35 protein-coding genes are annotated in these 22,703 nt (G+C 62.4%); 16 read left to right on the forward strand and 19 right to left on the reverse strand.

Annotated features, from left to right (window positions below; genetic code table 11):
* Nucleotides 1–32: 32 nt before the first annotated feature.
* Nucleotides 33–1,481 carry an FAD-dependent oxidoreductase gene (locus ABZ728_RS12895; RefSeq protein WP_366656568.1) on the reverse strand — a complete coding sequence of 483 codons (1,449 nt, stop codon included), beginning with the start codon at nucleotides 1,479–1,481 and terminating at the stop codon, nucleotides 33–35.
* Between the two features lie 107 nt (nucleotides 1,482–1,588).
* Nucleotides 1,589–2,701 carry a bifunctional DNA-binding transcriptional regulator/O6-methylguanine-DNA methyltransferase Ada gene (gene ada, locus ABZ728_RS12900; RefSeq protein ID WP_366656569.1) on the reverse strand — a complete coding sequence of 371 codons (1,113 nt, stop codon included), beginning with the start codon at nucleotides 2,699–2,701 and terminating at the stop codon, nucleotides 1,589–1,591.
* 189 nt (nucleotides 2,702–2,890) lie between these two features.
* Between ada and ABZ728_RS12905 the strand changes: the two genes are divergently transcribed.
* Nucleotides 2,891–3,178 carry a hypothetical protein gene (locus ABZ728_RS12905; protein WP_366656570.1) on the forward strand — a complete coding sequence of 96 codons (288 nt, stop codon included), beginning with the start codon at nucleotides 2,891–2,893 and terminating at the stop codon, nucleotides 3,176–3,178.
* 94 nt (nucleotides 3,179–3,272) lie between these two features.
* On the opposite strand, the gene ABZ728_RS12910 is transcribed toward ABZ728_RS12905, so the two are convergent.
* Nucleotides 3,273–3,743 carry a hypothetical protein gene (locus ABZ728_RS12910; protein WP_366656571.1) on the reverse strand — a complete coding sequence of 157 codons (471 nt, stop codon included), beginning with the start codon at nucleotides 3,741–3,743 and terminating at the stop codon, nucleotides 3,273–3,275.
* Nucleotides 3,744–3,911: 168 nt separating this feature from the next.
* Entirely contained in the window at nucleotides 3,912–4,259 is a 348-nt protein-coding gene (locus ABZ728_RS12915) for a hypothetical protein (protein WP_366656572.1), read from the reverse strand.
* Between ABZ728_RS12915 and ABZ728_RS12920 the strand changes: the two genes are divergently transcribed.
* Nucleotides 4,249–4,584, forward strand: coding sequence for a hypothetical protein (locus ABZ728_RS12920; RefSeq protein WP_366656573.1), 336 nt, complete (start codon nucleotides 4,249–4,251; stop codon nucleotides 4,582–4,584). The genes ABZ728_RS12915 and ABZ728_RS12920 overlap by 11 nt on opposite strands.
* A 126-nt stretch (nucleotides 4,585–4,710) precedes the next feature.
* Here ABZ728_RS12920 and ABZ728_RS12925 read toward each other — a convergent pair whose 3' ends face one another.
* From ABZ728_RS12925 to ABZ728_RS12935, 3 genes are all read right to left on the reverse strand, one after another.
* Nucleotides 4,711–5,097, reverse strand: a complete 387-nt coding sequence (locus tag ABZ728_RS12925; protein WP_366656574.1) for a DUF302 domain-containing protein — start codon at nucleotides 5,095–5,097, stop codon at nucleotides 4,711–4,713.
* A gap of 72 nt (nucleotides 5,098–5,169) precedes the next feature.
* Nucleotides 5,170–6,252 (reverse strand): ribosome small subunit-dependent GTPase A, encoded by a 1,083-nt coding sequence (gene rsgA, locus ABZ728_RS12930; RefSeq protein ID WP_366656768.1) that lies wholly within the window; start codon nucleotides 6,250–6,252, stop codon nucleotides 5,170–5,172.
* 333 nt (nucleotides 6,253–6,585) lie between these two features.
* Nucleotides 6,586–6,891: a HigA family addiction module antitoxin gene (locus tag ABZ728_RS12935; RefSeq protein WP_366656575.1), complete on the reverse strand. Its 306-nt coding sequence runs from the start codon at nucleotides 6,889–6,891 to the stop codon at nucleotides 6,586–6,588.
* Nucleotides 6,892–6,932: 41 nt separating this feature from the next.
* On the opposite strand from ABZ728_RS12935, the gene ABZ728_RS12940 reads away from it, so the two are divergent.
* Nucleotides 6,933–7,067, forward strand: a complete 135-nt coding sequence (locus ABZ728_RS12940; RefSeq protein WP_366656769.1) for a phage tail assembly chaperone — start codon at nucleotides 6,933–6,935, stop codon at nucleotides 7,065–7,067.
* Here ABZ728_RS12940 and ABZ728_RS12945 read toward each other — a convergent pair.
* Both ABZ728_RS12945 and ABZ728_RS12950 read right to left on the reverse strand, forming a co-directional pair.
* Nucleotides 7,064–7,423: a helix-turn-helix transcriptional regulator gene (locus tag ABZ728_RS12945; protein WP_366656576.1), complete on the reverse strand. Its 360-nt coding sequence runs from the start codon at nucleotides 7,421–7,423 to the stop codon at nucleotides 7,064–7,066. The two genes, ABZ728_RS12940 and ABZ728_RS12945, sit on opposite strands and share 4 nt — an antisense overlap.
* A gap of 10 nt (nucleotides 7,424–7,433) precedes the next feature.
* On the reverse strand, nucleotides 7,434–7,748 hold the full coding sequence (locus ABZ728_RS12950; RefSeq protein WP_366656577.1) for a type II toxin-antitoxin system RelE/ParE family toxin: 315 nt from the start codon (nucleotides 7,746–7,748) through the stop codon (nucleotides 7,434–7,436).
* A 167-nt stretch (nucleotides 7,749–7,915) separates the two neighbouring features.
* Here ABZ728_RS12950 and ABZ728_RS12955 point away from each other — a divergent pair, with 167 nt between their 5' ends.
* A complete protein-coding gene (locus ABZ728_RS12955; protein WP_366656578.1) occupies nucleotides 7,916–8,350 on the forward strand; it encodes a hypothetical protein in 435 nt (144 codons plus the stop codon).
* Nucleotides 8,351–8,630: 280 nt separating this feature from the next.
* Here ABZ728_RS12955 and ABZ728_RS12960 read toward each other — a convergent pair whose 3' ends face one another.
* From ABZ728_RS12960 to ABZ728_RS12990, 7 genes are all read right to left on the reverse strand, one after another.
* Nucleotides 8,631–8,870, reverse strand: coding sequence for an AlpA family phage regulatory protein (locus tag ABZ728_RS12960; protein ID WP_366656579.1), 240 nt, complete (start codon nucleotides 8,868–8,870; stop codon nucleotides 8,631–8,633).
* Nucleotides 8,870–9,328: a helix-turn-helix transcriptional regulator gene (locus ABZ728_RS12965; protein WP_366656580.1), complete on the reverse strand. Its 459-nt coding sequence runs from the start codon at nucleotides 9,326–9,328 to the stop codon at nucleotides 8,870–8,872. Before ABZ728_RS12965 ends, ABZ728_RS12960 begins: the two co-directional genes overlap by 1 nt.
* On the reverse strand, nucleotides 9,329–10,570 hold the full coding sequence (locus tag ABZ728_RS12970) for a dATP/dGTP pyrophosphohydrolase domain-containing protein (RefSeq protein ID WP_366656581.1): 1,242 nt from the start codon (nucleotides 10,568–10,570) through the stop codon (nucleotides 9,329–9,331). It abuts the gene before it with no gap.
* A 23-nt stretch (nucleotides 10,571–10,593) separates the two neighbouring features.
* Nucleotides 10,594–11,013 carry a hypothetical protein gene (locus ABZ728_RS12975; RefSeq protein WP_366656582.1) on the reverse strand — a complete coding sequence of 140 codons (420 nt, stop codon included), beginning with the start codon at nucleotides 11,011–11,013 and terminating at the stop codon, nucleotides 10,594–10,596.
* Complete coding sequence (locus tag ABZ728_RS12980) at nucleotides 11,013–11,714, reverse strand: hypothetical protein (RefSeq protein WP_366656583.1); 702 nt, start codon at nucleotides 11,712–11,714, stop codon at nucleotides 11,013–11,015. The genes ABZ728_RS12975 and ABZ728_RS12980 overlap by 1 nt, the downstream gene beginning before the upstream one ends.
* Nucleotides 11,715–11,851: 137 nt before the next feature.
* Nucleotides 11,852–12,154, reverse strand: a complete 303-nt coding sequence (locus tag ABZ728_RS12985) for a hypothetical protein (protein WP_366656584.1) — start codon at nucleotides 12,152–12,154, stop codon at nucleotides 11,852–11,854.
* A 189-nt stretch (nucleotides 12,155–12,343) separates the two neighbouring features.
* Nucleotides 12,344–13,087 carry an XRE family transcriptional regulator gene (locus ABZ728_RS12990; RefSeq protein WP_366656585.1) on the reverse strand — a complete coding sequence of 248 codons (744 nt, stop codon included), beginning with the start codon at nucleotides 13,085–13,087 and terminating at the stop codon, nucleotides 12,344–12,346.
* Between the two features lie 124 nt (nucleotides 13,088–13,211).
* Between ABZ728_RS12990 and ABZ728_RS12995 the strand changes: the two genes are divergently transcribed.
* Both ABZ728_RS12995 and ABZ728_RS13000 read left to right on the forward strand, forming a co-directional pair.
* Entirely contained in the window at nucleotides 13,212–13,454 is a 243-nt protein-coding gene (locus ABZ728_RS12995) for a carph-isopro domain-containing protein (RefSeq protein ID WP_366656586.1), read from the forward strand.
* A gap of 91 nt (nucleotides 13,455–13,545) precedes the next feature.
* Complete coding sequence (locus ABZ728_RS13000) at nucleotides 13,546–14,130, forward strand: hypothetical protein (RefSeq protein ID WP_366656587.1); 585 nt, start codon at nucleotides 13,546–13,548, stop codon at nucleotides 14,128–14,130.
* Nucleotides 14,131–14,214: 84 nt separating this feature from the next.
* Here the strand turns inward: ABZ728_RS13000 and ABZ728_RS13005 are convergent, their stop codons facing one another.
* Nucleotides 14,215–14,517 carry a hypothetical protein gene (locus tag ABZ728_RS13005; protein WP_366656588.1) on the reverse strand — a complete coding sequence of 101 codons (303 nt, stop codon included), beginning with the start codon at nucleotides 14,515–14,517 and terminating at the stop codon, nucleotides 14,215–14,217.
* 121 nt (nucleotides 14,518–14,638) lie between these two features.
* Here ABZ728_RS13005 and ABZ728_RS13010 point away from each other — a divergent pair, with 121 nt between their 5' ends.
* From ABZ728_RS13010 to ABZ728_RS13025, 4 genes are read left to right on the forward strand one after another with little or no spacing between them, the layout of a single operon-like run.
* Entirely contained in the window at nucleotides 14,639–15,181 is a 543-nt protein-coding gene (locus ABZ728_RS13010) for a GapR family DNA-binding domain-containing protein (protein WP_366656589.1), read from the forward strand.
* Nucleotides 15,178–15,495 (forward strand): DUF2312 domain-containing protein, encoded by a 318-nt coding sequence (locus ABZ728_RS13015; protein ID WP_366656590.1) that lies wholly within the window; start codon nucleotides 15,178–15,180, stop codon nucleotides 15,493–15,495. The genes ABZ728_RS13010 and ABZ728_RS13015 overlap by 4 nt, the downstream gene beginning before the upstream one ends.
* The gene (locus ABZ728_RS13020) at nucleotides 15,492–15,878 is read left to right on the forward strand and encodes a hypothetical protein (RefSeq protein ID WP_366655311.1); all 387 of its coding nucleotides are present in this window, start codon (nucleotides 15,492–15,494) and stop codon (nucleotides 15,876–15,878) included. Before ABZ728_RS13015 ends, ABZ728_RS13020 begins: the two co-directional genes overlap by 4 nt.
* Nucleotides 15,878–16,315 (forward strand): VRR-NUC domain-containing protein, encoded by a 438-nt coding sequence (locus tag ABZ728_RS13025; RefSeq protein WP_366656591.1) that lies wholly within the window; start codon nucleotides 15,878–15,880, stop codon nucleotides 16,313–16,315. The genes ABZ728_RS13020 and ABZ728_RS13025 overlap by 1 nt, the downstream gene beginning before the upstream one ends.
* A gap of 17 nt (nucleotides 16,316–16,332) precedes the next feature.
* Here ABZ728_RS13025 and ABZ728_RS13030 read toward each other — a convergent pair whose 3' ends face one another.
* On the reverse strand, nucleotides 16,333–16,773 hold the full coding sequence (locus tag ABZ728_RS13030) for a type II toxin-antitoxin system HicB family antitoxin (protein ID WP_366656592.1): 441 nt from the start codon (nucleotides 16,771–16,773) through the stop codon (nucleotides 16,333–16,335).
* A gap of 378 nt (nucleotides 16,774–17,151) precedes the next feature.
* Between ABZ728_RS13030 and ABZ728_RS13035 the strand changes: the two genes are divergently transcribed.
* The 6 genes from ABZ728_RS13035 to ABZ728_RS13060 all read left to right on the forward strand — a co-directional run bounded on the left by ABZ728_RS13035 (nucleotide 17,152) and on the right by ABZ728_RS13060 (nucleotide 22,098).
* Entirely contained in the window at nucleotides 17,152–17,799 is a 648-nt protein-coding gene (locus ABZ728_RS13035; protein WP_366656593.1) for a hypothetical protein, read from the forward strand.
* On the forward strand, nucleotides 17,796–19,019 hold the full coding sequence (gene dcm, locus ABZ728_RS13040; protein WP_366656594.1) for a DNA (cytosine-5-)-methyltransferase: 1,224 nt from the start codon (nucleotides 17,796–17,798) through the stop codon (nucleotides 19,017–19,019). Before ABZ728_RS13035 ends, dcm begins: the two co-directional genes overlap by 4 nt.
* Nucleotides 19,016–19,678: an MT-A70 family methyltransferase gene (locus ABZ728_RS13045; protein WP_366656595.1), complete on the forward strand. Its 663-nt coding sequence runs from the start codon at nucleotides 19,016–19,018 to the stop codon at nucleotides 19,676–19,678. Before dcm ends, ABZ728_RS13045 begins: the two co-directional genes overlap by 4 nt.
* Before the next feature lie 99 nt (nucleotides 19,679–19,777).
* Nucleotides 19,778–21,085: a DnaA N-terminal domain-containing protein gene (locus ABZ728_RS13050; RefSeq protein ID WP_366656596.1), complete on the forward strand. Its 1,308-nt coding sequence runs from the start codon at nucleotides 19,778–19,780 to the stop codon at nucleotides 21,083–21,085.
* Between the two features lie 22 nt (nucleotides 21,086–21,107).
* Entirely contained in the window at nucleotides 21,108–21,380 is a 273-nt protein-coding gene (locus ABZ728_RS13055) for a LapA family protein (RefSeq protein WP_366656597.1), read from the forward strand.
* Between the two features lie 82 nt (nucleotides 21,381–21,462).
* Nucleotides 21,463–22,098, forward strand: a complete 636-nt coding sequence (locus ABZ728_RS13060) for a hypothetical protein (RefSeq protein WP_366656598.1) — start codon at nucleotides 21,463–21,465, stop codon at nucleotides 22,096–22,098.
* A gap of 77 nt (nucleotides 22,099–22,175) precedes the next feature.
* Here the strand turns inward: ABZ728_RS13060 and ABZ728_RS13065 are convergent, their stop codons facing one another.
* On the reverse strand, nucleotides 22,176–22,568 hold the full coding sequence (locus ABZ728_RS13065) for a hypothetical protein (RefSeq protein WP_366656599.1): 393 nt from the start codon (nucleotides 22,566–22,568) through the stop codon (nucleotides 22,176–22,178).
* Between the last annotated feature and the right edge of the window lie 135 nt (nucleotides 22,569–22,703).

Genomic DNA, 22,703 nt, shown 5'->3' on the forward strand with positions numbered 1-22,703 from the left:
TCCGCGAGTCGCGGGATCGTTTCGGGGCGCCGCTAAAAGGGGAGTCGGCGCAGCCACCGCACCAGGCGCCGGGTCCGGTCGCTGAACAATGTCGGAGTGTACCAGACGCCGGCCGCGCGCTTGCCGGCTTCGGACAGTGTCGGGTACGGCAGGATCATTCCCGCGACGGCACCGATCTTTAGCCGGCGGCTGATCGCCAACGCCCACAGGCCGATCAGCTCCCCCGCATGGGCGCCAAGGATCGAAGCGCCGACGATCCGGCCATTTTTCAGCGCGACAATGCGCACGCGGCCTACAGTCGCCTTTTCCGCGATGGCACGGTCGTTTTCGGCGAACGGCCACTCAACGACGCGTATCCGGTCACCGTGCGTCTTGCGGGCCGCCGCCTCGGTCAGGCCGGTTTGCGCCAGCTCCGGGTCGGTGTACGTCACCCAGGGCATGTGAGAATAGTCGACCTTTGCCGGCAGCCGAAAGCAGATATTGCGAATGACGATGCCGGCCTGATAGCCCGCGATATGCGTAAACTGGGGGCCGCCGGCAATATCGCCTACCGCGAAAACCCTCTTGTTGGACGATCGAAGTCTGGCATCAGTCTTTATGCCACTGCGGTCGTGCGCGACGCCCGCTGCGTCCAGACCAAGACCGTCGACGCTCGCCTTTCGTCCGGCAGCGACCAGCAGATGCGATCCGTTTAACTCCGACTGCGTGCCGTCGGCCGCCTTGATCGTAAGCGACACGCTCTGCGGGTTCCCGTCCCTGCCATGCTCGACCCGTGTGATGCCGACATGCTCGCGAATATCGATCCCCTCAGCGGACAGTATAGCCCGCAATTCATCGACGCAGACGGCGTCGTCGCGCGGCAGAATGGGACCCATATCGACGACGGTCACCCGGCATCCCAGCCGCCGATGCGCCTGTGCCATCTCAATGCCGATCGGCCCGCCGCCGATGATCAGCAGATGGTCGGGACGGTCACGAAGATCGAAAACGGATTCGTTGGTCAGAACCTTGTCCGGGTCGAGGCCGGAAATCGGCGGAATGGAAGCCCTGGACCCGGCTGCGACCACGAAATGCCGCGCCCGCACAACGGTGTCTCCGGCCTCGACCCGATCGGGGCCGACGAACCGTGCCGATGCCCGGATAACCTTGACGCCGAACCCCTCGAACCGTTCCTGACTGTCCATCGGGGCAATCGCCGCAATGGTCGCGGCGACATGACCCTTTACGGCACCGAAATCAATGTCGGGCTCATGCCCTTTGATCCCGGGAATATCTGTCATTCTGTGGGCGGTTGCTCGTTTACCGGCCGCGAGAAGGGCCTTCGACGGCACGCAGCCGGTGTTCAGGCAGTCGCCGCCCATCTCGCCGCGTTCGATCAGCACGGTAGAAAGCCCGAGTTGAGCGGCCCCGGCCGCCACGGACAAACCCGCCGAACCTGCGCCGATGATGCAGAGATCCACGTCGATCAGCGTTTCCGCCATATTGCTTCGTTCCCGTTTCGCTATGATGGGCTGACGGTAGGCCGTCGATCCGGGATGGTGCAATCAGTGGAAACCGGTAACGCCGAGATGCGTGAATCCGGCCGCTGTCACGATCGCCTGGCGGCGCGCTTTTCGCGGTCGAGCAGCGAGAGCTTGCGCTCTACTCCCCAACGATACCCGGCAGGATCGCCGGTTCCGCGAATAACCCGATGGCACGGTATGACAACGGCCAGGCCGTTGGCGGCACAAGCGCCAGCCACGGCGCGCGCGGCGCCGGGGCGACCGACAGCTTCCGCCAGTTCGGCATAGCTGACTGTCCGGCCGGGGGCGACGGCCCGAAGCACCGACCATACCTTTTGCTGAAAGGCAGTACCGCGAATGTCGAGCGGCAAATCGGCGGCACGGGTGGCCGTTCGCGAACAGGGGTTATCGATCAGATCCACAACCGCCGCTACGAGCGCATGGTCCTGGGGTTCTGCCGCCGACACCGCAGCCTGGGGAAAGCGGCGGCGAACGGCGCCGGCAGCAGCGCTCGCATCGACGAATTCGATCAGACACGCACCACGATCGGTCAGTGCGACGACGATCGAACCCAGGCTGGTTTCCGCGGACGTCCACCGGATTGCCTCACCGGCGCCGCCACGACGGTAGTTTGACGCGGCCATTCCGAGCGACGCATTACCGTGACGGTTGCCCGCGCTTAACGACCCGAAGCCGGCATCGAACACGGCGTCAGTGACGCTCGATTGCGACTCCAGCGATCGTCGAAAACGGCAACGCCGGGTGGCGATGGCATAGCGTTTCGGGCTCAGGCCGGTAATGGCGGCAAACACGCGCTGGAAATGCGATGGGCTCATTTCGGCCTCTGCGGCGAGTTCGGTCAGTGTCGGTTCGGATTCGGCCGTCTCGATCCGGCGACAGGCCCGCTCGACAACAGCAGCGCGCTGCTCGGAGGGGCTGGACCCAGCCGCATCGCATCGGCGACACGACCTGAAGCCAGCAGCCATGGCGGCGGCGGCGTTATCGAAGAACGTGACATTCTCGCGCCTCGGTCGTCGTGCCGGGCAGCCCGGCCGACAGAAGATGCCCGTCGTCCGCACGGCAAAAACGAAAGTACCGTCGGCTGAATGGTCGCGGGCGACAACCTGCGCCCATCGCCGATTGTCCTGCATATCCCTGGTATTGCTGTCGATCCCGTCAATCATGACTTCTCTGACCATGGCAAACGATCTCCATACGGCGGCAATGCGCAGAAGCACGCAAGAATGCGAGGATAAGCGACGCCATCAGAGTGCCGCTACGCCATTCTTGCGTTCAAATTCGGGAATCCTCGCATTGGCAGGCGCATTACGCGGTTGAACCGGTGCAGCGTCCGTGTTGGGGTGCAGGTCTTGCAAGGAGGAACAGTCATGACGGATCAGGACAACGGCCCACCGGCGGGGGCATCTGGAACGGGCGGCGACGCGGAGGCTTCGGATCAGGAGCAGCGCCGGCTTGCACTTCAATGCCTGGTCAAGGGTTGGGAGGATGCGTTGAACAAGGGCGTGGACCCCCAGACGGTCGCGATCACCGCTCTGTCGACCGGCCTGACGGGACTGGTCGATACGCTCGGTCAGGAAGGCGCGCGCATGGTCGCCGAGAAACTGCCCGAACAGATCGCGGCCGGCTACTTTTCGCCAAAAGAATCCCAGCATTGACGCCCGCACGACAAAATCGGGCATGAAACGGGCACAAAAAATGGGCCGGGACCCGAAAGTCCCGACCCATAAACCCGGCGGTGGGCGTGGGGCGCTAGTGGAAAATCCCCGCCGGGGTCTCGTTGCGTGAAGTACGCAATTCCGCGGTCAGATCATCAAGATCGACCATCATCCGGGCGTCGCGGTGAACCGCATCGATCCCGAACCTGATTTTATCGAAGCCCGTATCAGCAAGTGCGGCATGCAAAGTCGTGCGGACGCGCGATTCCAGAACATGATCGCCGCCACCCGTCCTCACGAACAATATCCATACCGAAGACTGCCCGTGACCCGCCCTCACCGTTTCGACCTGGGCTTCACTGTCGAACTGAGCACGAACCAACGAGGCAACACGTTCTACTGGAAATCCTTCGACACGAACATCGAATAAGCTGCATCGATGACTTGTACCCCGAATCAGCGAAACGGTATGCCGGAAGGCCTGCTCCTGCTGCAAGGACGCCGGCATGGAAGAGTTCCACAAGTCCGAACTGTCAGCCTCGACACCTTTGACCGTAACGCCCATGATCCGAAGCTCCCTTGCGTAGGATGCGGCCAGTGCCGTTTTGCGACACCGAGAACCGACCTGGATACGCTTGGAAAGATAGGGAACTCAGGGGGTCAAGTGGTGTGTCAAAGGTGTGACATGGACTTGTGACCGAACCTATTGATTGTGGTCATACTGAAAGCGCGATCACGACATGGGGGCGCCGCCGTTTTCCGGCTCCTGCTCTTCGACCTCTGCCTCGCGGCGCAAATGGACGAGGATCGAATCCGGATATTCATTGATCGCGCCCGACGCCGCATCAACACCAAGACCGATGATACCGCCGAAGACAGCGTTGCCGATTGTCATTGTCTGAAATTCGCTCGGAAGCGTGCCAGCGCCGTCTTCGAAGCCATCGCGTGAGCAGAACACGTTGATGTTCTGTCGACCCTTGCTGACAGTCACGCTCCCCGGCGTCGGATTGACCACGCCGAGGGTCTCGCCATCCCGATCCAGCCGGCATTCCGCGCCCGTCGGGTCGGTATTGACGGCCACGGACTGCTCTGTCCCTTCCACGATCGTCGAACAGGCAGTGCTCACCGCTGCAACGGCGCACAAAGAGCTGATCTGCAAGTGCTTCATTCTCATCAATCGTTCCTGCTGTTTACTGGTGCCACTGCCGGGTGCAGCCGATCCGGCGGTTTTTATAGCGCCCGCGAACAGCCAGTTTATTCATGATCGCAAAATGGCGCTCAACGGCATTCCATATGGAGCGCGCGACAATGCACAATTACACCCGATCTGGCCATCAATAAACAAATCGCAGAAATTTTTCAACATTACTCCTCATAAAACCGATTATTACTATTGTATGCTATAGTAAATGTTTTGAAACCTAATAGCTTCCCCGAAATTGTTGAGTAGCTGGTGCCATCGTGACTCCAGACGCGCTGTCGAAGCCTGTTCGGAGATCTCCGATGCAGACGCCAGCTACCCGACGGGAACGTCAGATCGCATCCATGGCCTTTGCCAGCAGATCCCGAACCTTTGCAGCGATCGACTTAAGCTCGGCGCTATCGATCGCCTGCATCGATGCGACCGGATCAACGGCGCTGACCTCCACGCCGCCCTCGACCTCACGCAGAATGACGTTGCAGGGTAGCATTGCGCCCACCCGCGGCTCGATGCCGATGGCCTCATACGCCATCCCGGGGTTGCAAGCGCCGAGAATGCGGTACGCCGGCATCTCGATATCCAGCTTCTTTTTCATCGTCGCCTTGACGTCAATTTCGGTCAGCACGCCGAAACCCTGAGCAGCAAGCGCGTCGCGCGTGCGACTCTCGACTGCGTCGATACCAGCGTCCGGAATTATTCGAGTAATTGTATATGTCATTGCCGCCTTCTCCCTTCATTTCCGTCAAACGGAATGTTTCCAGTATTTAGCCCTTCAATTCCGCTAATCCCGCTAATCCCGATTTGCGGCATCCTTCATCACCCGGCGGACCATCTTGCCGAACGCGCGGTTCTTCGTTCTGCGCTCAGCGAGGCTGGCGGAATTGAAGGCGTCTTCGGCCTGGAGCTTGCGCCAGCGCAGCTGCCGTGTGGGGTCGAGACTGCCTTCCTCGATCGCGGCCCGGATCGCGCAGCCTGGCTCGGTTTCGTGCGCGCAATCCCTGAACTGGCATTGGCCCGCAAGCACCTCGATGTCCTCGAAGACATTGGCAATGCCCGATGTGGCGTCGGTCAGCTGCAATTCGCGCATGCCCGGCGTGTCCAACACGAGGCATCCCCCGGGGAGCAGGTGAAGCTCGCGGCGGGTTGTCGTATGGCGGCCCTTGGCGTCGTCCTCGCGGATGGCCTGCGTCGCAATCGCCCGGTTTCCGGCGAGGGCATTGGTCAGAGTCGATTTGCCCACGCCGGAAGAGCCGAGGAAGGCGACCGTACGGCCCGGCTGGCACCAGTCCGCTAGCATATTTTCCGGCGCATCACCGCGCGCGTCGAGGGCGATGACGGCAACCCGATCCGAAACAGTGCGGGCGGCGTCGATATAAGGCTGAGGGTCTGCCACCGTATCGGTCTTGGTCAGGACGATCACCGGCTCGATCTGCGCCTCGAAGGCCAGGGCAACGTATCGCTCCAGTCGGGCGATATTGAAATCCTTATTGCAGGAGGTGACGATGAAGACCGTATCGATATTCGCGGCGATCAGTTGCACCTGCCGGTTCCTACCCGGCGCGCGCCGTTTAACGAGGCTTCGCCGAGACAGGATGCGGCTGGACCGGGGCTGGGCCCGATCCAGCAGTAGCCAGTCCCCCACGGTCGCGTCGGCGCGCTGCGGAATGGTCTCATCGATTCCATCGCCAGCGACATCCAGAACACTGCGATGGACCGCGACAACCCGGACGGGAGGTGTTTCGGCCAAGGCCTCGACGCCGATCTGTTGCGCGAAGAAAGCCCCCCAGCCGAGCGTTTCAAGCGTCGTCAGGGCGCGCCTGGCCGGGCGGGTGGTCCCGCTGCCCGGAAGGAAGCTGGTGTAGTCTCGGACCATGGTCACACCGATATTCGAGAAAGCGGTATCATGCAGCGCTGCCCCGAGCGGACTGCCGCGGCCCGTCTTCGGAATGGGTCAGCTTGAACGACGCCGGTGCGAACGTCTTTGTGACCGGCGCGAAGCCGACGTCGTTCTATACATTGACACTTGTTTGCAGTAAATCACGATGGGTCGATGTAGACAAACGCCATCGCTAACGCCTTGATTTCTCACACTCGGCCGACTGGTTGAGGATCTGCACCTTGACGAAGCCGACGGCGATATCATGCTACGCTCGAAAGGGGCGATCGACGTCGGGGCCGATCACGATCAACGGTGCAACGGTGGATATCAACCGACGGGGCGTGGTTCGACCTCTTGCTCAATGGTCAGACCGGCTTCTGCTTCGGTCTTTGATAACGAGTAGCCCGACCGGGCATTCAACCAGGACCGTGCCGTCCTCCCGAAATATCGTCCGAACCGCAACTCCTCGGTATCGGCGGAAACCTCTCGCCGCCCCCGGATGATATCGTTGATCCGATTGGCCGGAATGTTCAGCCGCCGCGCCAGTTCGGTGCCGCTCAAGCCCAACTGCTCCATGAATTCCTCTTTCAGGATTTCTCCAGGCGGTGTGGTGCCGAGGTCGGCTGGCGCCATAACGGCCAGGACTTCCGCCCGCCGGAATAGGTGGCCGTGAACTGGGCCGAGATCCGAGCGACGCGGAACGACAGGCCTGGCGCGTCTATCGCAAGGCCCTGCGCGATATCACCGACGCCTTCGAGGAGCCCCAAGGCGTCGCCTGGCCGGATCCGCCATCGGCGACTGACGGCTAAACGATATCGTCGAGATCGACGTTCAGGGCCCCGGCGATGGCTTTCAGTACCGAAAGGCTGCCGTCCTTTCGGCCGGTCTCGATCTCCGAGAGATAGGCCGTGCCGATGCCGGCGGCATCGGCCAACGCCCTGGCCGTCATGCCGCGATGCTCCCGCCAGACCCGCACCGGGTTCTCACCCTCGATCAGCCGATCGGCGATCGCGGACGGGACCAGCTCGTCGCGCCCGGCGTCGATGTCGCGCCGGATCTGATCGGCGGCGGCGACGTCGGCCGCATCTGACAGCCTTTCATATTCATCGAGGGACAGAACAACCATGGTTTCACCGCTTGGTGTCGTTATCCGCTGTACCGACATGGCGTCGCTCCTATTCATAAACCCCACCGCGCGCGCCGATCTTCAAGACATCGAGAACAGCTCCCTGATCGTCCATGATGATCCGCCAATCCCCAACGCGCAGTCGGACATAGGGTGATCCCTTCAAAGCGGTCACGTTGCGGGCCTGACTTTCAGGATCAGCCGCATACTGGCCGATCTTGCCACGAACGCGGCGCGCTTCGTCCGCCGGCATCTTTCGCAGCGTCTTGATCGCCGCCTTGCTGTAGGTGACCGCTTTCATTGGCTTATAATAGCTGATGGCGACCATAGAGCCAATCAATATTTCGCTGACAGCGAATTTCACCGCTCGCCAGCGTGTGGGTTTTTTATGCCCAAAGGAGGCTCAATGCCCGACAGCTTTCTTCATGGCGTCGAGGTCGTCGAGATCGACCACGGCCCGCGCCCGGTCCGCACGGTGCGATCCAGCGTCATCGGCGTTGTGCCCCCGGTGCCGATGCCGAGACGTTCCCGATGGATACGCCCGTCCTGGTCGCCGGCAGTCGCCGCGGGGCGGCCCGGCTGGGCGAGACCGGCGCGCTGCCCGACGCGCTTGTTTCCATCTTCGACCAGGTCGGCGCCATGGTGGTCGTCATTCGCGTTGCCGACGGAAGCGACAACAGCGACACCCGCGCCAACGTCATCGGCGGGGTCGGCGCCGACACCGACGCCTATACCGTGCCGTACCCGGCCGAACACATCACGTTCAGGTCGATGATGACCGACGGATATATGGAGGAACTGACAACGAGGAACAGATTGCCGCCGTCGGCAAAGCGGCCGGGGGCCTTGGCGGTGGCCACCTTGCGTGCAGACAACCTACCCGACGATGGCATCGCGCCCTCGCCGGCTGAAATTCGCTACCCCCACCGTTACCCCCTTTGTTACCCCCCACGTACCGACTTCTGATTGCATCGCGTCGGACGGCATTGGAAAACAGGGCCGATTAAGTTGTTGATTTTCGGGGATTTCTGGAAGCTATCGGATGGCATTACACCCGGGGGTGGCGGAGAGTGAGTCCTACCTATGATTGCTATATGTCATTGATTTTTCGCCATTTTCTCCTGCGTCTCGACGCGCCATTGTACACGGTATTGTACACAGTGCGCGGAGATCACCGTGAATCACCATAGACGAATCGCGAGCGCCACCGTATGTCCGCCAACCTGCGGCAGCGCTCGCTACCCGATCACGATACAGCCTGTCCGCCCTGCCTTTCAAGCCAGCCCACTATGTCGTCCAGACGCCAACCGACCGCCCGGCAGCCGAGCGGCTGTTGCCTCGGGAACGTCCCCAGCTTCACGTGCTTGTAGATCGTCGGCCGCTTGAGGCCGGTCATTTCTTCGACCTCGGATATGCGCAGCATCCGCGTCACGGGTCGGCGGGGCTTTTCCGCAAGCCCTTCCCTTTGCAATTCTTCCAGTACCATTATGCCACCTCCTGACAGCCCGTTGCGCTCGCTTCACTGCCCCCTCGCCTGCCGGCCGGATAACACGACTGGCCGAGCTGCTCGGCCAACTGGATCACAGCCCGCAGATGCACGGGGTCGGTGATGGTACTCACAGCCCGCGCCGCCTCCAGATTCGGCAGGGGATTCGGGAAGTCCTCAGCTCCGGGCGATCCCGGTAGCAACGCTGCGGGACGCACGCCCAGAACTTCCGCCAGCCGGACCAGCCGACCTGCAGAGATCCGGTTGGACGCCCGCTCGTATTTCTGGATCTGCTGAAACGTCACACCAACGAGCTCTCCCAACCGTTGTTGCGACACCCCAGCAATGACCCGGTAAACCCGCAACCGCCGCCCGACTTCGACGTCGATCTCGGCGGGTGTGAGGTGTTTATCCGGTGGGCGCCGGTGGGTCGGCGCTTCGATCGTCTGCAACTCCATTCAACTGGCTCCTTGCTCGAGCTCGCGGATATGTTCGATGGGATGATCAAGATCGGCGGTACGCCAGTCCGGCCAGGATCGCATTTCGTTGCGATTCTGTTTGGCAGCCAGCGCCTCGACGATCCGCACCGGATCAGCGCCGGCGCGGCGCGCGCCATCGAAAGCCAACAGGATGACGTCGACCCATTCCTCGACCTGATCGGGTGCGGCCTCGATGTCCGTCAGCTCCTTGCGTATGTGGGCAACAACGCCTTTCGTGCGGGGGCCGGGACCGAAGGTCTTCTCGCTGAAGTCCCGTTGGCGATGCAGGAAGGCGAGCAGGTTGAAGCTCACGGCATCGCTCTCGCCCATGCACGCCATGACCGCATTGAAAAGCGCGTGCGCCTGCGGCCCGTAGGTGGTGACGTTGCCGGGAGGATCGCGCAGAACAACGGCGCTGTCCCCTTCGTAAAGGCCGATCGTCTCAATGACCGGATCGTCGCGCTGGGCCGCGTTCGCCCGTAACCGGTCCAGCTCGGGATTGTCCGGATCAATTGCGGCCGTCAGGAAAGCGCGAACCATGGCGGACGTTCCGGCGCCTTGATCCATTGCCTGATCATAGGCAGCGGCTCCGAAACACGCTGCGACCACGAGGCGAAAGGCAGGATCCTTGTTCCGATCGTCGAACCTGATGCCGGCGTTCCAAACATCCAGCATCGTCTGTGCCGCTTGCTGAACAGAAGGCTTCACATCAGTGGCCAATGCCACGGGGGCGATATCGCTGGACGATTCCTGACTCTGGTTCTCCGCCTCAGTCCTTGCCTCCATCATCGAAAGGACGCGGTGCTCGTGTTCGGCTTGCGCAGCTTCGCGGGCCTGTGCCTGCGTCTCGAAAGGCCCATCAATATAGAGCTCGCCGCCTTTCGCATACGCCAGTTCCCACCATCCCGGCTTGCCGGAAACCTGGAAGAACCGACCGACACCAAAGGCATCGGCGCCGATACTGCCTCCGGTACCGATCGTCCAAACGAGCGGCGATACTGACAGCCGATTGTTCCGATCGTTCAGGATCGCGCGTGCGGCGGCCTGGATAGAGCCGGCACCGTCGCGCAGGCCCTGACGCATCTCTCGGACAATGTGTTGCGAGCACTCCGGCAGACATTCCTGCTGTTCGTAAAAATCAGCAGCGGCGGTACGAGCAGCGCGAATGACATCCTCGGCGCATTGTATGTTTCCGTCGTCGGTCAGTTGGATGCTTCCCATATGTGATGATTCCTTCGGATTGGTCATGATTGCCCCCACCTGTTGCCAAGCTTCCCCCTGACCAGCCGGCCAGTTCCCCGGCCGGATCGCCTCCGGCCGCCGCCCGGGGCTCGTGGCCGGTGGCTGTTGCGCATTGTTTCCGGCGTTGCCGGATAGGGATCGGGATACCCCAGCGGGATCAGGGCCTCGGCGATCTCGCTGTGGCGGACCTGGAACGGTCCGTGCGGGATCCAGGCCGCCGGCTCGAGGCCGTTGGTCCAGACGCGGTTGAGGATCCGGAGAGCCGCATCGGCCGCACCCAGCCGGCCGGCGACCTCGCGCAACAGATCGGCCGATTTGTTGCAATCCGCCCCCCGCATCCGGCGTTCCAGGTCGGCCAGATCCGCAACAAGGGCATCGGTCGGCCGCTGTTCCGGCCCCGGTGGTGTCGGTACCGGCTGCATCAGAAGTCACCGATCGCGGTGACGACGGAATCCTCATCGACGATCAGCTTGCCGCCCCGGCAATAGAGCGCGAAGAGCGTCCGATGATGATCCTTCCAGCCACCCATACGGGCTGATTTTTCCATGTCGACGCCGTCGAGAAAGAGGGCGCGGACTTTGCCGTCATCCGTGACCAGCGCGCGCACCCCGCAGAGGTGCCTTTTGACGTCTTCGCCTTCATCAAGACGCACCCAACGGGACCCGTACTCTGTCTCACTGACGTCGCAGGTGACCGAGCTGCCGAACCGATCGCTCTCGCCCTCCAGCCTTGTCACCATTTCCTCGACGATCTTGCTCAGCTTCACCTCGCTGGCGCCGATGCCCAGGATCTCGTCCAGTTCGACCTTCAGCCGTTCCGTGATCATGGTGTCCATATGCTCGTCCACTTTCGCGCGGACGACGGTCGTGACCATGTGGCTATAGGACGGAATGGTCAGGTCGCCGACCTCGAGCGCGGCCTGAACCTGTTTTTCGATCTGCTTGCCAACATCGCCATAGCTGCGCAGCGCACTCTCGACCGTCCGGTTGATCAGCTTCTCGACATTCGTGGCCACGAGGCCGCGCACGGCATCGTCGCTGGTCTGGCGCTGCACCTCGTCGATGACGATATTGGCGAGTGGCATGTTGGTCTGGACAGCCGGGGCCGATTGCGTCTCATCCATGGGACACATCCTTCTTCTCGGAATTTCGGAGGGGTTTGGATTCCGTCAGCGCCAGTCGGCGTAGCGGATTTCATATCGTCGCCGGGCAATGCGGCGGCGCCGGGTGGCGCGGTTGATCAGGCTGGTAATAAGCAACGTCAGCATGCCCGCACCTCCCGGCCGGTGGGCGCGGGGTTACCGGCGGAAACGGTGCGGCCGTCGACGGCGACCAGTCGGGGGCCGCTCGGCAAGGGGGTAACCTGCCCTGCCCCCGCGATCACGGTCCGGTCTTCTCCGAACACATCGATGACGGCGACGACATTGCCGCTGCTGACCGCCCGGCCGGCGATGCGGCCGACCTGATTGGTTCCAGCTATGCTGACGACGGTTCCGGTGGGCGGCAACGGACGCACGCTCTGCGACCGCGCCACACCGCCGCGCGTGATACCTTCCAATGGCATAGACGGACTCTCCCTCGTTCATGGGTTGCAGAATCGGACAAAGCCATCGGCATTGCCCGCTTCCGTTGCTATACGTAACGCATAGGAAATGGGCCTGCAACACAAAAACGATTGTCGCTATGCGATAAATCGCCTTTCGGTTGTCGTTGTTCTTTTTGTGGAACGAGAATCAGGATGACGGGCGGGGAGTCAGTCCTCCCCGCGTGGCACCGCGTTGACGACGTTCAGCACGATGCCGATCACGCGCACGTCGCTGGCTCCGTCCGAATTCATTGGCAGCGGGGCCTGGTGGTCCCGGTGGCTGGACTGGGGCCATAGCCACTCCTGTCCGGCTGGATCCCGTTTGTAGATCGCCACCCGACGCTCGACCAGCGGGTCATCGTGCCGCTCGGCAACAACAGTATCGCCGCTTCGCAAGGGGCCAGCCGGCCCGTCGGCCGCCGTACAGATCACGACTGTTCCCTCAGGAAATCGCCGGTCCATCGAAGGACCCACCAGCGTAACAGCAAAATCCGGCCGCGAATTCCCTTGCGAATCCGCCGCATACACATAACTCATCTCATCCTCGGCAATCACTTCCTGCCACACCCCTGGGGCGGCATCTCCAATAAGCGGAACTTGTGATATGCCTCCGTAGTCATTTACTTTTGGTTGATAAACTTCCGTTTCAGAGTGGTTTTCGCGTGTGCTCACGCCACCTTCAGGTGATCCCTCACCCGTCATCAGCCAGGCCGCGCTGACCCTGAACGCCTTGGCGTACTGAACCGCCCGCTTGAATGGCAGCCCACGGCTTCCGTTCTCGTGCGCCAGATAGGTCGGCAGCTTCCAGCCGAATGCACGACCCGCCTGCGAGGCTTCGTCGTAACCGGCCCGCCTGCGCGCCCACTTCAAACGATCCGCCGGCTCGGCATACCGATCAAACGCGTCTGTCATCCGATAACATCCAAGGGTTGTTGGCTACCTTACGTTGCGCACACAAGATGCATAAGCATCTTATCATTTTGGTGTTGCCTTTGACTATGCGTGACGTATAGTGCCGTTTATGAGAACTTCTCAGATGATCATCAACCTGTGGCCGAGCGCAGCGGATTTGGCACGTGACATTGGCGTGCCATACCAGACCGTTGCGGCATGGCGCAGGCGAAACTCGATCCCGCCGCGGCATTGGCAGTCGATCATCTCGGCGGGCAGCCGGCGCGGCGTTTCGTTGACAGTCGAATGTCTGGCCGGAGCCGCCCTCCGCCGCGATGGCAAGGCACTATCCGACACTGCCCGAGAAAAGGAAGGCCGTGCACGATGAAATCCCTATTGTCTGCAACACCCCGCATGAATGGCCCGCTCCTGATGACCGCCGCTCCGACCTTTCTGGCCGATTTGAACGGGTCCAATCCATGACGACGATGACCATGAAAGCGCCGCCGGACGAACTGGTGGCAGAGCGGCTACGGGGCTGGCTGCGCGCCTACTCGGCCAAGGATGTCGCCCGGCAACTGGATATCCGGCTGCGCACGGTCGAGGCCTGGCGCGTGGGCCAGACGTCGCCGAACCTGCGGTATCTGACGGCCATGATCGCCTTGTGGGGCGAGCCTTTCGTTCGCGACATCTTCGCGCCCGTACTCGAAGACGACGGCGCCGACCTGCCCAAACGCCTGGAACGGCTTGAACACGAACTGCGCTCGATCCGGAGTGACTATAATGAACTGGCTAAGAATTCTGCGCGCCCGCGTGATGATGACGATCGCGGAGTGGACCGGCAGACAAGCGCGACGGGATCTGGACGCAGCGGATCTGCGGCCAAGGCGGCCCGGTCCATGGGGCGGTCCATGGGGGTGATGGCGCTGGCCGCGCTGTCCGGCTGGTCGACGATCGACAGCGAAGCCATGCGCACAACCACCCGATCAGGTTCGCGCCCGCCCATCACCCGGTCCGTCCGCGTGGCGCGCATGACGGCCGCCGATGGCGTTGCGCAAGCATGATGTCCGGGACCGTCGCGACGTAGCTTTCCCTTTGTCCGACGCTCCGATCAAATCAGTGAGGACGGAACAATGCTCACATCAAATTCAACTACTGTTGCCAGCGTATTTTTGGGCAACAGTGAAACCGGCGAATTCCTGGCGTGCATCGGCGTTGATGCGCAATCCTCTCGCTCGGCACCATTCGGGAAAGGTATCAGGGTCAATGTAGACTTTCTCTACTCTCATACCTTGACCTTCGATACGGCGATAGAATTGCTCTGCCGCTGCCAGCCAATCATCGTAAGCTTCATGAAGCTTATGGGAATCAACGAAGATCGCTTTAACCTTCGACCAGTCGTCCCTGCGAAACCAAGCAACTCCAACGACCTGGATTTGGTGAGAACTCATAGATGTCATCCCTTTGGTTGTGTGACAGCACCAAAGGTACCACCGGCCGGTCGGATTTAGCGAGTCCGACCGGCTGGATAATCAATCTATTGGATTAGTAAAGTTCGGAGTTCGCATGCCCATGACCACAACCTTTGACAGTAAATCATCCACCGCCGTCGCTCTTCCGGTGGAGGATCAAGGCGAACCGGTGGGCATTGAGGCCGATATTCGCCGCCTCGCCCAGCGGCTGCACCGGATGGAAGGCGAGAAAGAGCAACTGCTGGGTGACATCCGCGACAGCTACCTTGAGGCCAAACAACTTGGCATCGACGTCAAGGCGCTGAAGCGGGTTGTGAAGCTGCGCCGCCAGCCCGCTGACCAGCGGCAGGCCGAGGAAGACACGCTGGAATCTTACAAGCGCATCATGGGTTTGGTGCCGGATTTCGAGAAGACGCCGATCGGCGCGCATATCGCCCAGGCACAAATGCGCGAAGCCATGGACCGGCTGCAAGGAGACCCGGCGTTGGCGGCGACAGCGGCGCGGCTGGTGGATGCGTTCGGCTCGGTCGAGGCCGCACGCGGCGCGATCGAGGCCGTCACCGCCATGTCAGATCAGGAAACAATCGCCGGTGGGGGCGCGACAGTCACCCCGATCGGCCGGACCGGTGGGGGGCGGAATTGACCGAGGCAGCGACGACGAAAGTGGGCGGCATCGCCGGCGACCAGCTTGCCTCCTACATCGAGCGGATCGAGCGTCTGGAAGAAGAAAAGGCGACTCTTCAGCATGACATGAAAGAGGTCTTCGCCGAGGCCAAGGGCAATGGCTTCGACGTCAAGATCATGCGTCAGATCCTGAAACTGCGGAAGATGCAGGCAGCCGACCGCAGCGAGCAGGAGGAATTGCTCGAGCTCTACAAACGCGCGCTGGGCATGGATGCCGGCCCCGATTCCGACCCCGACGACGGTGGCGGCGATGGTGACGGAGACGCCCAATGACCGCCGATCATTCCACCGACATCAACCACGTCGAGCTGCGCGGCCGATTGATGAGCCCGCCCCGGATGCTGGAGACCAAGCGCGGCCCGCTGTGCCGTCTGTCGATCGCCACGGCCGACGAATGGCTCGGTCCGGAAGACACACGGCGGTGCAAAATCACCCATCACGAGGTGGTTGTCTGGGTCCCGGCGCTGATCGAGCGGATCCGCGAGCGCGGTGTTACCAATGCCCGCGTTCATCTGACCGGGCAGATGATCACCCGCCCGGACTTCAGCCATCCGACCCGTCGGATCCGCGAGATCGAGATCAATAGCCGCTGCGGCGACATCGACCTGGTGCAGCCGGTGGTCGATACGGCCCCGGCCTGGACGGGCGTCGCGTGATGGCGGCAGCGGTGCAAACGGCGATTGCGCCCTGGCTTGTCCGGCTGATGACGGTGGCCGCCTATACCGGCCACCGGGCGGGACCGGAGGATCGCGAGGCGATCGCGCTGGCCAACCGCCTGCGCGCGTGGACACTCGGGGGGCGCCTGCAGGCCGTATGGTGGCATACCGCGTCCGAAGTCGGCGGCGGCGGCAAGAACGCCGGTCTGCGCTATGCGCTGGCCAAGGCCATGGGGCTGATCCCCGGTTCGCCGGACTATGTATTCCTGACCGACGCCGGGGCCTACGCGCTCGAGCTCAAGGCCACCAAGGGCCGCCAGTCCGACAGCCAGCGCGACTTCCAGGCATGGTGCGCGGCGCGCGGCATCCCCTATGCCGTCTGCAAGGGCGCCGACGCGGCCGAGGCCCAGCTGCGTGCGTGGGGGTTGGTGGCATGACGGCCGTGTCGATGACCTCAAGCCACTTCCCGGGCGTGCAGTTCGAGCGCGGGACCGCCGGCAGCCTGGACGGCTTTCGCCAGTCGATCGATCTTGCTGGCGTAGTCGGGATCAAGCAGCCGCTGCGCTTCCTTGGGGTCGCACTTCATTCGGCGCGCCAGTTCACCCGGCCCGATTCCATTGGCGCGCGCCGAGCGGATCAAGGCGATCTTCGCCGCCATTCGCAACGGCAGCGGAACGACAACCTCCCCCGGCAGCGGATCGGACGGCGGCGGCGCATCACCGTCGCGGAGCAGGAACTCCAACGCCGCTTCGGCGCAATCCGGCGCTTCAGCCAGCGCCTCGGCACGGGTGTCGCCACAGGTGATCGCCCCCGTGAGATCGCGGAAGGTGACCATCACCCCAACGCCGTCTGGTTCGAGCGACGCCGGATAAGCGAATGCCCATCGGATTGCCATGCCAACTCTCCTGCTTCGCCGGTCCCCAGTTCGTTGGTTCTCGCCAACGGTCAGGCGGCCACGGGTCGGAAGACGTATTCGCCACGCCTGCTGTCTGGTGGTGACCCGCCACCCTCATTGGTTTCTACCATAGCAAACTTGCAATCTAAAAACGACGTGGGTACCGTCAGGGCTTGGAGCTTAACAACTCCGAGCACAAGCGGAACCCGCCCCGATAGCGGCTATCTTTTTCCCATGTTCCGGGGGCAGCGCGCGCATGTCCAAGGCGAAAGCCTAAAGGCGCGTTGGGCCGACTTGTGCCGGTTTGTTAACCCCCGGAGCGCCAGTACCTTAACAAGTGGTGTCGCTCCGGTCATCCAAGGCACAAGGAGCGCCACCATGTCCGGCAGCAACGCACCCAGTGCGTCCGCACTTTCCGCGTCCGACATCACAACCTTAGATGGCGAACCACGCATCGTCGATCTCCGAATTGCTGAGCGTTTGGGTTTCGCACGACAGCGCGCCATTCGAGATCTGATCGACCGGAACCGCGATGAGCTGCTGTCCTACGGGCCACTCGCCGCACGGCGCGGCAAGTCGCGTGGGCAGAGCTACTCCGAATTCCACCTGAACGAAGGCCAGACGCTGCTGGTCTGTATGCTGGCCCGCACGCCACAGGCGGCTGCGGTCCGCAAGGAAGTCATCGACGCCTATATTGCTTTCCGCCGGCCGGTCGATCCGCTGGAAGGATTCGGCAGTGTCCGGATCGGCGGTGAACTCGTCCATTTCGACGGGCGGCTTGATGCGATCAATCAAAAGGACGGCGTGGTCGCGATGCTGCCGCGCCCCGACACGCCGACGCTGCAACTGACCGTCGTCACCGGCCCACTGCAGTGGGTGCCGGACAAGAGGAAGACCTTCGGGGACAGATCCGTCTATCGCCTGTCTCAGATGCCCGGCACGCGCATCACCCAGCACCAGGAATGCATCGCCATCGGCCGTGTCATTTCCCGTACGCCGATCGAGCCGGACGGAGGCGCGGCATGAGCGCGCCCGCGATCCGATACCTTTCCGTTTGTTCGGGCATCGAGGCGGCGACCGTGGCTTGGCACCCGCTGGGCTGGCTGCCGGTGGCCTTTGCCGAGGTCGATCGTTTCGCCTCGGCCCTACTGGCGTCTCGGTACCCGGCTGTCCCGAACCATGGCGACATGACGCGCTACAAGGACTGGCCCGACCATGCAATTGACCTTCTTGTCGGCGGAACCCCCTGCCAGTCCTTCTCGATCGCGGGACAGCGGGCCGGACTGGTCGACCCGCGTGGCAACCTGGCGCTCGTCTATCTTGCCCTTGCTGCACGCTATCGGCCCCGCTGGCTGGTTTGGGAGAACGTCCCCGGTGTCCTGTCATCCAAAGGCGGACGGGACTTTGGCGCCTTCATCGGGCAACTGGCGGAATGCGGGTATCATGCGGCCTGGCGAGTGCTTGACGCTCAGTACATCCGAGTGGACGGGTTTCGCCGGGCCGTGCCCCAGCGGCGGCGGCGTGTCATCCTTGTCGGACATCTTGGAGACTGGCGCCGTGCCGCAGCGGTATTATTTGACCGCGAAAGCCTGCACGGGAATTCTCCGCCGCGCCGAAAAGCGTGGCAAGAAGGTCCTTCCGCAGTTGGAGGCGGCCCTGAGGGCGGTAGCGTCTCGGGAACCGTGAGCAGCAAGTGGGCGAAGGGGAGTGGCGGTCCGGCGGGCGACGAGATGTATAACATGGTCGCCCAGCCGCTCGCGCCGACACTCTCTTCCCGGCCATCCGGCGGGGGCGGTTTCGGGACTGACCTTGATGTTGATGGTGGATCGATCGCCTTCAACAGCCGGGAAGAGTTGGTTTCCTCCGATCAGGTGTCGGGCGCACTCGGTGCCGGCAGCCCGCAGGCGCAGGCGGTGGCCTTTCAGGAAAGGGGGCGCGCTGACGGTCGATCCCTCGAATGTCAGCTGGATATTGCCTACGCGCTGACGGCGCCGAGCGGCGGTGGCCGAGCGCAAGAGCGCAACATAGCCACGCAGCTGGCCGTCCGGCGCCTGACGCCGACGGAATGCGAGCGGCTGCAGGGCTTCCCCGATGGCTACACGGACGCGCCGTACCGGCGGCGGAACTGGACGCCTGACGGCCCACGTTACAAGGCGCTCGGCAATTCGATGGCCGTCAACGTGATGCGCTGGATCGGCCGTCGCATCGAGATGGTCGAGCGGATCGCCAGTGGGGTGGCGCTATGACCGGCTCACTGTTCGCATCGACGTCGCCCATCGCGCCCGTCGCCGGCGAGGGTCCGTTCGGGGCGATCCTGGCGGACCCGCCCTGGTCCTATGCCAACTTCTCGGCCAAGGGCGAGGCCAGGAACCCGAAGGCTCACTATAGCTGCATGTCGCTCGCCGATATTGCCGCGCTGCCAGTGGCCGATATCGCCGCCCGGGATTGCGCCCTGATCATGTGGGCGACCGCGCCGATGATGCCGCAGGCCTTTACCGTCATGGACCGGTGGGGGTTTCGCTTCTCCACGATGGGGGCGTGGGCAAAGCAGAGCAAGACGGGCGCAAAGTGGGCGTTCGGCACCGGCTATGTGCTGCGCTCGGCGGCCGAGTTCTGGCTGATCGGCGTGCGCGGGAAGCCGCGCGTCAAGGTCCGCAATACCCGCAACCTGATCGTCGCCCCGGTGCGCGAGCATTCCCGCAAGCCCGACGAGATGCGGGCCATAGTCGAGCGGTTGTTCAACGGCCCATACCTCGAGCTCTTCGCCCGTGAGCGGGCGCCCGGCTGGGACGCCTGGGGCAACGAGATCGACAAGTTCACCGAGCCGAACCCGTCACCAACCGTTACGGTCGTGACGCCGCAAGCGTCACACATACCGTCACACCTAACGATTTCAGAGGGTTAGCCATGTCACGCAGCGTCACACCCCGTCACGCCGAGGCGTTACGCGTGACGTTTGGCTGCCTCTATTCCATCCGCTGATCCATCCCGAAAGGGGGCGATAATGACGGCATCAGTTCCTGCCGACGATTTCCCTGACCCACTGTTGCCGCCGGAAATCGACTTGACGCGGCTGCCCAGCATGATGGTGAACATCCGAGAGATCAAACGCTCTCCGATGATGCTCAAGGTCCCGGATCGCGCGTTGCGGGCGGCGATGGCGCTGCTCTGGAGCGCTTGGGAGCAGATTCCCGCCGGCACACTGCCAACCGACGACGCCGAACTGGCGAATCTGGCCGATCTCGGCGCGGGACCGCGAGCCACCACGCGATGGCTAAGGATCAAGAACGAAGCCCTGAGGGGATGGACCCTGTGTTCGGACGGGCGCTATCACAACGCCATGATTGCCCGATGGGCGCTGGACGCATGGGCCCGCATCGGTGGCGAGGTTCCGGGCCAGCCGGGCAAGCAGCGTACGCGCGCCCCCGCAGCAACCAAGGAGGCCGAACGCCAGCGCCGCTATCGCGCCCGCAAGATAGCCGAGAAGGCGGCCGAAGAATCGACGGCAAAGGCGCCGGCCGATGTCGGGTGTGACGCCGGTGACGCCCGTAACGGTGGCGTCACATCCGTAACGGTGGGAAGCGTCACGCGTAACGTCACATCCCCCCTTAAAGGGAAAGAGAACAGAAAAACCTCCCCCCAAAGCCCCCCGGCGGGGGGTGGTGGGGAGATGATCGATTCCGGTGGGGGTCGGGCCGGTGGCGCCGACGGTTCGCCGGATGCCGAGGCCCCACCGCCTCGCAAGGTCATGCTGCCGGCGGACTGGACGCCCTCCCCGGCCGACTGGGAACTGGCAAGGGAACGCGGCATGTCCGACAAAGCGATCCGGGCACAAGCCGACCAGTTCCGGGACTACTGGCGATCGCGGGGCGACCGGCGGGTGGACTGGTCGGGAACCTGGCGCAACCGGATCCGCGATCTGACCCGCAAGCTGGACGAGACCGCCGACGAGACGGCCGAGGCGAAACCGGTCACCGACGACCGGCCGCCCGGCCCGGGTGCGGAGGATCCGCAGTGGCAGGCGATCGCCGAGGCATTCCGACGGCTGGACCGGCGCGGCGAAGGCGACTTCCGGTCATGGCTGCGGCCGCTGGGCTTTCAGGGGATCGACGGCGGTACGCTGCGCCTGACCACCGACAGCCGGTTCGCGGCGACCAAGGTCCGCCAGACCATGGCCGACCGGCTGCGCGATGCCGCGCTGGCCGCCGGCATCCCGATCGACGATGTCGAAGTGGCAGTCGCCCAGCCACCGCCGAACGCTGCAACTGCGGCAACGGCGTCACAAGCCCCATCGGCCCGTGCGGCCGCCTGAACGATCGGAAGGAACCATCGCGGTGACAGTCTTCAGTATTGCCCTCGCCATCGTGCTCGCCGTCCTGATGCTGATCGGATTCGGCCTGATAGGATTTGTGGCTGGTTTCGTGATGTTCGCTCACGTGAAACGCCACGAGATCAGGCGAACCATCGATGCCATCAAGGCCTCGGAATCCAAGACGTCAGAATCACCGGGATTGGCTCGGTGGGATAACTGGCCCGGCGCCCGGATCAGGCCGGAGGATCTGCTGCGTCCGGATGGCCCTGAGGCTTCGCCCAGAGGCCAGACGTGATGACCGAGGCAAACCTTCACGACATGACCATCGCCCGGCTGGGCCGGCGGCACTATCGATCCTGTAACGCAGATGGCGGCAAATGAGCAAAGCACGGCGCAAAGGCAAAGGCCCGACATCCCGCACCCGGCGGCGCGCCCTGGCGCGGACCATGACGCCCACCCAGGACCGGCGATCGGCCGGACGTCACCGCGCGCCCGGCTACGATACGCATGTCACCGTCCGGCCGATGCTGGACGCCGACGGCACGCCGCTGCCGACGACGCCCGACGAATGGCAACAGCGCCACAGCCCGACCCGGACGGTGACGATCCCCGCCGGCGAACCTCACGAACGCCAAAAGACGGCGAAGGTCCGACGCCGGATCGCCGACGACAAGCTTTGGGGCCAGTTCACGCCGGAACAGATGCAGGCAGCCGAGCAGATCCTGTGGTGCTACAACTACCTGACGCGCGGCGTCCGCACACCATCCCGCGCCATCGAGCCCCACGCCGTCACAACCCCCGGCCATAACGGCGCTGCCGCGCCCATGGCCGACTGGCCGCTCACGCCCTGGGAGCTGCGGTGGCTGGACCGGTACAAGGCCTGGCGCCGGGAATGTCGGTGGGCGGGGCATACGGTGCAGATTCTGGCCGGTGACGCGCCGGCGGCAATGGGATTGATCACGCAGACGTTTAAGGAATGGTCCTCAATTGTATATACGCTGAACCGCGGTTAATGCTCTGCCGGAAACAAATAAGCGGAATTATTTATATTTTGGATTTGCTTTCTGTTTATTATTATGTGCGCCGTATATTACACCGTAGCGTCATGATCGACAAGGTAATAAAATAAAATTCCAGTGCCCATAAAACTGAATGCTACTGAACAATTTATTAGTACAAATGTTAGAATATATCTTTTTTCGCCTTTGTGAATTATAGAAAAGTATTTTTTTATTTTGGATTTAACTTTTCCTTCGTTTACTGTAGAGGTTATTTCTGTACAATTTTCATTGAATCCTGTGCTCAATGTTGCAAGTAAAGCAGAGTACATACCCAAAAAGAAAGCAGCTAACGAGCATGCAAAAACCTTGATCAGACCTTGCTCTAAAAACACTTCTATTGACGGGAATAAAGTTAATATTGCAATTCCATTAAACATCATTATCGATAATGAAATATTTCGATAATTATCAAATTTCGGCATTATTCAGGTCTCTATGTTGGAAAAAATCGTTAGGCAGGGAGTGGTGACAGAAGCTTGTCTTTAATGCTAGAAAAATGCGCATTGCTGGCTGCTGCCAACGACAGCACGTGTCCCAAGGAATCGCTATGCGTAGTC

The sequence above is a fragment of the Fodinicurvata sp. EGI_FJ10296 genome, assembly GCF_040712075.1.
In the GTDB taxonomy this organism is placed as follows: Bacteria; Pseudomonadota; Alphaproteobacteria; order DSM-16000; family Inquilinaceae; genus JBFCVL01.